The sequence below is a fragment of the Tepidimonas charontis genome, assembly GCF_007556685.1.
Classification (GTDB): domain Bacteria; phylum Pseudomonadota; class Gammaproteobacteria; order Burkholderiales; family Burkholderiaceae_C; genus Tepidimonas; species Tepidimonas charontis.
In genome coordinates this window covers 21,163-31,048 of the sequence record NZ_VJON01000037.1, presented here as the reverse complement: position 1 = coordinate 31,048, position 9,886 = coordinate 21,163, and the positions used below count along the sequence as shown (strand labels likewise).

Sequence of the window (9,886 nt, the reverse complement as noted above, 5' to 3'; positions counted from 1 at the left end):
CGACAAGCGCCGCAGCGGCCTTCTGCACAAGGCCGCTGCCCCCACCCCGATCACGTCAGAGAGTTGATTAACCCGGGGGTCAATTCCAGATGTCGTCAGGGGGTCAAATCTTCGTGTCGCTTGACAGATGGCCTCTGGGTAGCCCCTGAACCGTGCGGCTTGATCCAGGATGCGGGTGACGTATGCGCCAGGCATGGACAGGTCCACAGCGATGTCGATGCACTCGTGGGTGAAGTCATCGGCGATGGTCAGGCACTTGATGCGTCGGCCATTGGCCAGCGAATCGCTCACAAAGTCCAGGCTCCAAGTTTGATTGACGCGGGTGGCCGCCACCAGTGGCGTGCGTTCACCGCGGTACTTCTTGCCCTTGTTGCGTTTGCGAACAGCCAGGCCTTGCGCACGGTAGAGCCGGAACACCTTCTTGTGGTTGCTGCCCGGAGACTCGGTGCGCAACATGTCGTGCACACGGCGATACCCGAAGCGGCTCCGTTCCATGGCGATGGCGTGAATGCGTTCGCTGAGGTTGACCGTGTGCGCATCGGGTTGTGGCGGGTGGCGCCAGGCATCGCGAGGAGACAGCCCCACAAGACGGCAGGCACGGCGCTCGGAGTTCTGGGTGTGTTCCAGCATCTTGGCGATGGCCTTGCGCTTGTCTTGCGGGGCTAGCTAGCGCTTTACCCCGAAGCCGACCTTGAGCGCCTCAAGGTCGAGATGTGCTTCGGCCAGCAGCTTCTTGAGGCGGGCGTTCTCGACTTCCAAGTCCTTCAGGCGGCGAGCCTCATCGGCCTGCATGCCGCCGTACTTGGCTCGCCACTTGTAGAACGTGGGCTCGCTGAACCCGCCTTGGCGGCAGACGTCCTTGACTGGCAGGCCTGACTCAGCCTGTTTCAAGAACCCAATGATCTGCTGCTCCGTGAATCGACTCTTCCTCATGTCCGTCATTCTCCAGGTTGACGGACCTCACTTCCATTCAACTGGTACGGCTGGGAGGGGGCAGGTCACCATCAAGGCACGCGGCTGGTCGGGCACCAGCAGGCGGGGTACGCCGCCGATGAACTCCAGCGCACTGATGATGCTGGTCACCCAGTCGACGGCCTTCTGGGTGGCGGTGGCGCAGGCGTAGGTGTAGTTCGATGCGCCCAGCACCGCCACGAAGACCTGGGCTTGGCGTATCTCGCCAGTGTCGGCATCGACGATGGGCACGGTCTGGCCGGCGTAGTCCACGAAGAGTTTGTCGCCGGTCATGTGGGTCTGGCGCATGGAGCGCTTCAACCCCCGGGCCCAGACCTTGTACTTCTCGCAAAAGGCGCTGTACTTGTACGCCTGACCAGCGTGCTGTTGCTGGTACTCCTCCCACAGCAGTTGCAGGGTGACGCCGGGGCGGCGCAGTTCGCGATGGATGTGGGCATGGTCGGGTTCGAGGTGGCGCGAGGCGCGCGCCACGGGTGGCTTGTAGAGCCGGGCTTGCAATTCCTCGTCGCTCAGGCTCTGGGCCAGCGCCCAGTCCACGCCGGCGGCGCGCGCGTAGCTGGCGATGTCGTTGACGGTGGACTTGGAGATGCCAAGCGCCGCGCCGATTTGGCGGGTGCTCAAGGCCCCGCCGTGCAGCAGTTGCAGTGTGTGTCGTATCTTGCTAATGGTGACCCTGGGTGTGGGCATCGCTGGCTCCGGTCAAAAAACCGGGCAGCGTATGCCGCGTTCGGGTCACTCAGAACACCCTGCAGGTGTCCGCCATCCGTTTGGAATGCTGTCCGCCTTCAGCGTGGAACCGCGTCCGGCTTCACGCTGGAACACTGTCCGCCATCAGCATGGAATCGTGTCCGCCATGGTGTGGAATACGCAGCCTACCCGTTGGCGTCGCTCAAGCGCCGACAGACCTTCATGCTGTTCGGCTACATCAAGGGCGTGCACGGTGACGTGGTCACGCCGTGGGTGGATCGCAACGTGGTGCCCTACTACAAGGGTACCTGGGCCGATATCCGCCGCGTCGGCACGGTCGAGGAGTACCGCGGCATGATCTCGTTGAAGGATCGGCGCTACGCCTGAGCGCAACGGCGGGTGACCTGGTGGCCGACGGGGCATGCGGTCACCCGCGCACGCGCAAAGGTTGGCGAAAAGCAGGAGGCAGTCCCGATGCGATCTGTCTTTCCCTCGATCGAGGCGGGCGACCCAGTGTCCCTGGGCGCTGCGGCAGCCAGGCAGATACCCGTGGCCGATGCCGAATCGTCGGCGGCGGTCGCGCTTGAATGGATCTGCACGCGCCAGACCATTTCGCCCAAGCGCTTGGTCGAGCCGGGCCCCACCGCGCAGGAGCTCGACGCCATCTTGCGCTGCGCGGCGGCCGCGCCCGACCATGGCTTACTGCGTCCGTGGCGCTTCGTGATCGTGCCGGCACAGCGCCGTGCTGGCCTGGGCGAGGTGTTTGCGGCTGCGCTCATCGACCGTGATCCGGGGGCCACGCTGGAGCAAATCGAAGCGGCGCGCGAGAAGGCACAACGCGCGCCGTTGTTGATGCTGGTGGTGGCGCAGCTGGGTGCGGCCGAACCACCGATCCCGGTGTTGGAGCGCATGGTATCGGTGGGTGCAGCGGTGCAGAATATGTTGCTGGCGGCGCACGCCATGGGCTATGGCGCCAGTTTGACGAGCGGGCAGGCGATGACGTCGCCGCGCCTGCGTGCCCTGTTCGATTTGACCCCGGGGGAGGAGGCGGTGTGCTTCGTCAATATCGGCACCGTGGCCAAACGCAAGGCCGCGCGCCTGCACCCAGCGGTGGAGAGCTTCGTCAGCGTATTGTGATGACGTCGCCGTCACCCCAGGCGCTGCAGTTGCGCTTGCACCTTGGCCAGGGTGGCGGTGAAGTCGGCCAAGCGCTGGCGTTCTTGTGCGATGACGGCGGCCGGCGCCTTGGCCACGAACGCGTCGTTGGCCAGTTTGGCTTGGGCTTTGGCGATTTCGGCCTGCAGGCGCGCCACCTCTTTGCCCAAGCGCGCCTTTTCGGCGGCCACGTCGATTTCGATGAACAGGCACAGGCGCGCCTCGCCCACCACGGCCACCGGTGCCGCTTGCGCCGCAGCAGCCCAAGCCGCCTCGTCGTCGAAGACCTTGACCTCGCTGAGTTTGGCCAGCGCCTGCAACACCGGCGACCAGCGCTGCAGGAGGGCCGCATCGCCCAGCGCGTACAGCGGCAACCGTTGTGCGGGTGAGACGCCCATTTCGCCGCGCAGGCGACGGCATGCCTCCACCAGCGCCTTCAGGTGCGCCACCTCGGCCTCGGCGCGCTCGTCGATGCGTTGCGGCTGCGCGTGCGGGTACGGGGCGATGCTGACCGAGGGCCCGGCGCGGCCCGCCACCGGCGCCACCTTTTGCCACAGCTCCTCGGTGATGAAGGGGATGATGGGGTGCGCCAGACGCAGGATGGTCTCCAGCGTGCGAATCAAGGTGCGGCGTGTGGCGCGCTGCTGGGCAGCGTCGCCGCTGTGTAGCTGCACTTTGGCGATTTCCAGGTACCAGTCGCAAAATTCATCCCAGACGAAGGCGTAGATGGCGTTGGCGACGTTGTCCAGGCGGTATTCGGCAAACCCGCGTTCGACGTCGGCCTCCACGCGCTGCAAGGCCGAGACGATCCAGCGGTCGGCGGCGGAAAAACTCAGGTAGCCATGGAAGGGGCCGCCTGGCGCGCACTGGTCGGCGGTGTGCTCGGCCAGCCCGCAGTCGTAGCCCTCGCAGTGCATCAGCACGAAGCGCGTGGCGTTCCAGAGCTTGTTGCAGAAGTTGCGGTAGCCCTCACAACGCTTGCTGTCGAAATTGATGCTGCGCCCGAGCGAGGCCAGCGCCGCGAAGGTCAGGCGCAGGGCATCGGCACCGTAGGCCGGAATGCCCTGGGGAAATTCCTTTTCGGTGGCTTTGCGGATGGCGGGGGCGGTTTCGGGTTTGCGCAAGCCGGTGGTGCGTTTTTCCAGTAGCGCACTCAGGTCGATGCCGTCGATCAAATCCACCGGATCGAGCACATTGCCCTCGGACTTGCTCATCTTGCGACCCTGGGCGTCGCGTACCAGGCCGTGGATGTAGACGTGCCGGAATGGCACACGCCCGGTGAAGTGGGTCGTCATCATGATCATGCGCGCGACCCAGAAGAAGATGATGTCGTAGCCGGTGACGAGTACCGTGCTGGGCAGGTAGAGGTCGTAGTCTCTCAGCGACGCAGCGCTCGGCGCGGATGTGTCCGCTGCCGCGCCGGTGTCGGCCCCCGCCACTGCGCGGCTGTCCTCGGCGGCCTGCGGCCAGCCCAGGGTCGAAAACGGCACCAGGGCGCTGGAGTACCAGGTATCGAGCACGTCGGGGTCGCGCCTCAAGCCGGCGGCCAGCAGCTGCTCGCGCTGCTCGGGCCCCAGATGTGCCACATAGGTTTCGAACTGGGCGCGGGCGTCGGCTTCGCTGCGTGCCACGTAGACGTTGCCCTCGGCGTCGTACCATGCCGGAATCTGGTGGCCCCACCACAGCTGGCGGCTGATGCACCAGTCCTGGATGTTGGTCATCCACTGGTTGAAGGTGTTGACCCAGTTCTCGGGCACGAAGCGCACCTGCCCGCTGGTCACGGCATCGATGGCTTTTTGCGCGATGCTCTTGCCGCTGGGGTCGCGCTCGGACACCTTAGTCATGGCGACGAACCACTGGTCGGTCAGCATCGGCTCGACGATCTGGCCGGTGCGCGCGCAGCGCGGCACCATCAGGCGGTGTTTTTTTACTTCCACCAGCAAGCCGGCGGTGCGCAGGTCCTCGACGATGCGCTGGCGCGCCTCGAAGCGGTCCAGCCCGCGGTAGGCCGGCGGCGCGTTGTCGTTGATCTTCGCGTCCAGCGTCAGCACGTTGATCAGCGGCAGTTGGTGGCGCTGGCCAACCGCATAGTCGTTGGGGTCGTGCGCCGGGGTGACCTTGACCACGCCGGTGCCAAAGGCGCGGTCCACGTAGGTGTCGGCGATGACGGGGATTTCACGCTCGCACAGCGGCAGCTTGACGGTTTGCCCCACCAGGTGGGCGTAGCGCTCATCCTCGGGGTGCACCATCACCGCCACGTCGCCCAGCAGCGTCTCGGGCCGGGTGGTGGCCACCACCAGTTGCCCCTCACCGCTGACCAGCGGGTACGCGATGTGCCACAGAAAACCGTCTTCCTCCTCGCTTTCCACCTCCAGGTCCGACACCGCGCTCATCAACACCGGGTCCCAGTTGACCAGGCGTTTGCCGCGGTAGATCAGGCCCTGCTCGTACAGGCGCACGAAGGTCTCTACCACAACGCGCGACAGCCGCTCGTCCATCGTGAAGTACTCGCGGCTCCAGTCCACGCTGTCGCCCAGGCGGCGCATTTGCTGCGTGATGGTGTTGCCGCTCCTTTCCTTCCATTCCCAAACGCGAGCGACAAAGTTCTTGCGCGCCTCCTCGGGCGTGGCGCCTAGGTCGTGGCGACTGAGGCCCTGCTGCTGCAGCTGGCGCTCGACCACGATCTGGGTGGCGATGCCGGCGTGGTCGGTGCCCGGAATCCAGACCGTGTTGTCGCCGCGCATGCGGTGGTAGCGCGTTAGCGCGTCCATGATGGTCTGGTTGAACGCATGGCCCATGTGCAGCGTGCCGGTGACGTTGGGCGGCGGCAGCTGGATGGCAAACGACGGTGCGCCGGCCTGGGGCGCACCGGTGCCGCGCCAGCCCGCACGGCCGTAGCCGCGCGCTTCCCATTCAGGGCCCCAGCGCCGCTCGACGGCCGCGGGCTCGAACGATTTCGACAGGCTGTTCAGACCGGGTTGGGACAGGGCTTCGGACATGGTGCAGCGTGAGCGCAAAAGGACCAACCCGCGGCTCGCCAGTGGTGGCGGCAGCGGACGGACGCGAGGATGGAAAAATGGCAATTGTAGAGGGCTGACCGCGCCCGGGCAGCGAGTCGCAGACGCACGGCGAGGGGAACCTTGGGGCGTTTCCGTGACAGCTGTATGTATGGTGGTGCGCCAAAAGATTGATCGTTTCTATGGCGGGCATTGAATTTGCCGTATGGACGCCGGCCGGTGCTGGGGGTATGGTTGACGTGCCCGCCCGCCGTGTGGCGCGGCGGTGTTTTCGGACCACCTCAAGGAGAAGAGACGATGCCACAACTGAAAGGCTCCAAGACCGAGCAATGCCTGAAGGACGCCTTCGCGGGCGAATCGATGGCCAACCGGCGCTACCTGTATTTCGCCAACAAGGCCGATGTCGAGGGCCAGAACGACGTGGCGGCGCTGTTCCGCTCCACGGCCGAAGGGGAAACCGGCCACGCCCATGGCCACCTGGAGTTCCTGGAGCAGGCGGGTGACCCGGCCACCGGCATGCCGATTGGCACCACGCGCCAGAACCTGGAGTCGGCCATCGCGGGTGAAACGCACGAGTACACCGACATGTACCCGGGTATGGCCAAGATCGCGCGTGAAGAAGGGTTCGACGAAATCGCCGACTGGTTCGAGACGCTGGCCAAGGCCGAGCGCTCGCACGCCAACCGCTACGCCAAGGCGCTGGCCGAGCTGGTCGACTGATCGACGGTAAGTGGGCGCGGCGGCTGCCACGCCCGCCGGGGCGGCGGTGCCGCCCCTCTTGGCCGCGCTTGATCACCGCATCACCGAGTCGCCGCTGCACGGCGACCTGACCCCAGGAGACGCCCATGGCCCGCGAAGGCAACCTCGAGCCCCCTACCCGGCACCCACTCGATTGGCGCAACCCCGATTTTTACGACGAAGCCAAATGCTTCGACGAGCTGGAGCGAATTTTCGAGATCTGTCACGGCTGCCGCCGCTGTGTCAGCCTGTGCGGTGCGTTTCCGACCCTGTTCGATCTGATCGATGAGGGCAAGACGGGCGAGCTGGACGGTGTGGACAAGGCCGACTACTGGAAAGTGGTCGACCAGTGCTACATGTGTGACCTGTGCTACATGACCAAGTGTCCGTACACGCCGCCGCACGAGTGGAACCTGGATTTCCCCCACACCATGCTGCGCGCCAAGGCGATCAAGTTTCGCCAAGGCAAGGTCAAAACGGCGGAAAAACTGCTGGCCTCCACCGACGTGCACGGTTCACTGGCGGGTATTCCGGTGGTGGTGCAAACGGTCAACGCCGTCAATCGCAGCAGTGTGGCGCGAGCCGCGATGGAAAAGGTTCTGGGTGTGCACCGCGACGCCTGGCTGCCCGAGCTGGCCACGCGCACGCTGCGTCAGTCGGCCCCACCGGCGCCCGAGTCGCTGCCCGTGGTCGATGGCGAGCGCACGCCCGGCAAAGTGGCCATTTTCGGCACCTGTTTCGTCAACGCCAATGAGCCGGGCATCGGGCTCGATTTGTTGAAGGTGTTGGCGCACAACGGCATCCCGTACACCCTGGTGGACAAGGAGCGCTGCTGTGGTATGCCCAAGTTGGAGTTGGGTGACTTGGAGTCGGTGGCGGCGGCCAAAGCGGTCAACATTCCGGTGCTGGCGCGCTACGCGCGCGACGGCTTTGCCATTCTCAGTCCGGTGCCCAGCTGCACGCTGATGTTCAAGCAGGAGCTGCCGCTGATGTTTCCCGACGATGCCGAAGTACAGCTCGTCAAGGAAGCGATGTGGGATCCGTTCGAATATTTCAGCGCACGCCGGCGCGACGGGTTGCTCAAAACCGACTTTGCCCGCGGGCTCGGCAAGGTCAGCTACCAGATCCCGTGCCATGGACGGGTGCAAAACATCGGCCGCCGCACCGAGGAAATCCTCAAGCTCATTCCGGACACGCAAGTCCACACCGTGGAGCGTTGCTCCGGTCATGCCGGCACGTATGGCGTCAAGAAGGCCACCCATCCGGTGGCGATGAAAATCGGCAAACCCGTTTTCAAAGCCATGGCGCAGACGAAGGACGGCGGTACGCCGGACTACATCAGCTCCGACTGTCCGCTGGGGGGCCACCACATCGCCCAGGGTTTCGAAGTCAACCAGCTCGGCGCGCCAAAGCTGGCGCATCCGCTGACCTTGCTGGCCACGGCCTACGGGTTGAAATGAAGATGCCCCTTGGTCTTCGTCATCCTCTGTCACGAATAGGTCCACCATGATCACCACGATGCAATTGACCGGTCGCATCACGCGCGAGACCCTGATGCCGCTGGAGGCTTACGCCAAGTGGCGCAAACAGCACAAGGCCGAGGTGATGGCACATCGCAAGCTGCGCACGGTGCACCTGGGCGAGCACGTGACCGTGCAGTTCGAAAGCGAGCTGTCGATGCGCTACCAGATCCAGGAAATGCTGCGTATCGAAAAAATCTTCGAGGAAGAGGGTATCCAGGATGAGATCGACGCCTATGCGCCGTTGGTGCCGGATGGCACCAACTGGAAGGCGACGATGATGATCGAGTACCCAGACATCAACCAGCGCCGCCGGGAGCTGGCGCGCCTGATCGGCATCGAAGACCGCATGTTCGTCGAGGTCGAGGGCTACGAGCGCGTGTATGCGATCGCCGATGAGGATCTGGACCGCGAAAATGCCGAAAAAACCTCGGCGGTGCATTTTTTGCGTTTCGAGCTGACGCCGGCGATGCGTGCGGCCGTCAAGGCGGGGGCAGCGGTCACGCTGGGCTGCGATCACACCCACTACCCGGCGCACGTCTCGATTGCCCCCGAAACGCTGGCCAGTCTGGCGGGTGATCTGAAGTAACGCCGGCGGCAACCCGCAGGCCGGCGCGCCTGCGCCGGTCGGTGCCGCGATGGGCCATTTCCGCCGGTACACGGCACGGCTGGGCGCACAACCGGGCATAATGGGTGCCGACGCGGTGCGCAGTGGCTAACCGCGCCCAGAGGGCGCCCCGACAAGGCGTCGCAGGGCGGTTACACACGGCGCTCAGCGTGGGCGCCCGGCTGGGCCGCGCGGTGATCCCGTGGGTAGCGCCGCCATGGCCGGCTCCAAGGGCGGCCGGCGTGGCCGAGCCCGTGCGGTGTCTGTCGTGCTCTCGGGGCTGGCGGCGCAGCCCGCTCGCCTGTGCTGCGCGTCGCTGCCGCAAGCGTCGGCCTGCGCGTCTTGATCACGAAATGCGACCATGTTGTTCGTCTTGTCCCCCGCCAAATCGCTCGACGTCGAATCGCCCGTGCCGGCGCTGCCGACCAGCGATCCGCCGTTCGTGGAGTACGCGGCGGAACTGATGGCCGTGTTGCGCACCCTGTCGCCGCAGCAGGTGGCGGCGTTGATGGACTTGAGCGACGCGTTGGCCGCACTCAACGTGGCACGCTATCAAACGTGGCAGCCCGAACACACCGCAGCCAACAGCCGCCCCGCCATCTTTACCTTCAATGGCGACGTCTATGAAGGCTTGGACGTGCGCAGCCTAACGCCCGACGACGTGCAATGGCTGCAGACCCACGTGGCCATACTCAGCGGCCTGTACGGTGTGTTGCGGCCGCTCGATCGCATGCAACCGTATCGGCTGGAGATGGGCACGCGGCTGGCCACCGCGCACGGGCGCACGCTGTACGAATTCTGGGGCGCGCGCATCGCGCAGTGGCTGGATGAGCGCGCCGCGCAGGACGATGGTGTCGTGGTCAATCTGGCCAGCGAGGAATATTTCAAGGCCGTGGACCGACGTGCGCTGCGCGCGCGCGTGGTGCAGTGCGTATTCGAGGAGCGGCGCGGTGCGGGCTATAAGATCATCAGTTTTGCGGCCAAGCGCGCCCGTGGCGCGATGACACGCTGGGCGGCCCAGCAGCGCGTGCAGCGCGTCGAAGACCTACAGGGTTTCGACGCCGATGGCTACCGCTTCGCCCCCGAGGTGTCCGACGCCGATCGCTGGGTGTTTCGGCGCGAGGCCCGCGGCGGCTGAAGCGCACCGCATCGGCGTGCGTCCCGGTCTTGCGCGGCAGACGACAGACCCC

At 65.5% G+C, this 9,886-nt stretch carries 8 protein-coding genes and 1 pseudogene; 6 read left to right on the top strand and 3 right to left on the bottom strand.

All coding sequences use genetic code 11. The annotated features are described in order from the left end of the window. Positions 1-126: 126 nt before the first annotated feature. Together Tchar_RS14060 and Tchar_RS10375 are read right to left on the bottom strand one after the other, a co-directional pair. Positions 127-933 (bottom strand): annotated as a pseudogene (locus Tchar_RS14060) (IS3 family transposase); the annotation flags it as partial. A gap of 27 nt (positions 934-960) precedes the next feature. Continuing rightward, positions 961-1,659, bottom strand: a complete 699-nt coding sequence (locus Tchar_RS10375; protein ID WP_408033564.1) for a hypothetical protein — start codon at positions 1,657-1,659, stop codon at positions 961-963. Between the two features lie 171 nt (positions 1,660-1,830). Between Tchar_RS10375 and Tchar_RS10370 the strand changes: the two genes are divergently transcribed. Together Tchar_RS10370 and Tchar_RS10365 are read left to right on the top strand one after the other, a co-directional pair. Further along, positions 1,831-2,046: a hypothetical protein gene (locus tag Tchar_RS10370; RefSeq protein WP_236640423.1), complete on the top strand. Its 216-nt coding sequence runs from the start codon at positions 1,831-1,833 to the stop codon at positions 2,044-2,046. An 87-nt stretch (positions 2,047-2,133) separates the two neighbouring features. Then, on the top strand, positions 2,134-2,796 hold the full coding sequence (locus Tchar_RS10365) for a nitroreductase family protein (protein ID WP_144328951.1): 663 nt from the start codon (positions 2,134-2,136) through the stop codon (positions 2,794-2,796). 11 nt (positions 2,797-2,807) lie between these two features. Here the strand turns inward: Tchar_RS10365 and Tchar_RS10360 are convergent, their stop codons facing one another. Beyond that, entirely contained in the window at positions 2,808-5,813 is a 3,006-nt protein-coding gene (locus Tchar_RS10360) for a valine--tRNA ligase (RefSeq protein WP_144328950.1), read from the bottom strand. 315 nt (positions 5,814-6,128) lie between these two features. On the opposite strand from Tchar_RS10360, the gene Tchar_RS10355 reads away from it, so the two are divergent. The 4 genes from Tchar_RS10355 (at position 6,129) to yaaA (ending at position 9,834) form a co-directional block, all read left to right on the top strand. Continuing rightward, a complete protein-coding gene (locus Tchar_RS10355) occupies positions 6,129-6,551 on the top strand; it encodes a rubrerythrin family protein (RefSeq protein ID WP_143894177.1) in 423 nt (140 codons plus the stop codon). 125 nt (positions 6,552-6,676) lie between these two features. Continuing rightward, positions 6,677-8,029, top strand: a complete 1,353-nt coding sequence (locus Tchar_RS10350; protein ID WP_144328949.1) for a (Fe-S)-binding protein — start codon at positions 6,677-6,679, stop codon at positions 8,027-8,029. 58 nt (positions 8,030-8,087) lie between these two features. Next, positions 8,088-8,678, top strand: a complete 591-nt coding sequence (locus Tchar_RS10345; protein WP_144328955.1) for a DUF3501 family protein — start codon at positions 8,088-8,090, stop codon at positions 8,676-8,678. Between the two features lie 379 nt (positions 8,679-9,057). Beyond that, a complete protein-coding gene (gene yaaA / locus Tchar_RS10340) occupies positions 9,058-9,834 on the top strand; it encodes a peroxide stress protein YaaA (RefSeq protein ID WP_144328948.1) in 777 nt (258 codons plus the stop codon). Positions 9,835-9,886: the final 52 nt, after the last annotated feature.

What these genes read in the sequence shown, in the direction of transcription:
- Tchar_RS10375 (WP_408033564.1), bottom strand. Translation starts at nt 1,659, where the DNA reads ATGCCCACACCCAGGGTCACCATTAGCAAGATACGACACACACTGCAA.
- Tchar_RS10365 (WP_144328951.1), top strand. Translation starts at nt 2,134, where the DNA reads ATGCGATCTGTCTTTCCCTCGATCGAGGCGGGCGACCCAGTGTCCCTG.
- Tchar_RS10360 (WP_144328950.1), bottom strand. Translation starts at nt 5,813, where the DNA reads ATGTCCGAAGCCCTGTCCCAACCCGGTCTGAACAGCCTGTCGAAATCG.
- Tchar_RS10355 (WP_143894177.1), top strand. Translation starts at nt 6,129, where the DNA reads ATGCCACAACTGAAAGGCTCCAAGACCGAGCAATGCCTGAAGGACGCC.
- Tchar_RS10350 (WP_144328949.1), top strand. Translation starts at nt 6,677, where the DNA reads ATGGCCCGCGAAGGCAACCTCGAGCCCCCTACCCGGCACCCACTCGAT.
- Tchar_RS10345 (WP_144328955.1), top strand. Translation starts at nt 8,088, where the DNA reads ATGCAATTGACCGGTCGCATCACGCGCGAGACCCTGATGCCGCTGGAG.
- yaaA (WP_144328948.1), top strand. Translation starts at nt 9,058, where the DNA reads ATGTTGTTCGTCTTGTCCCCCGCCAAATCGCTCGACGTCGAATCGCCC.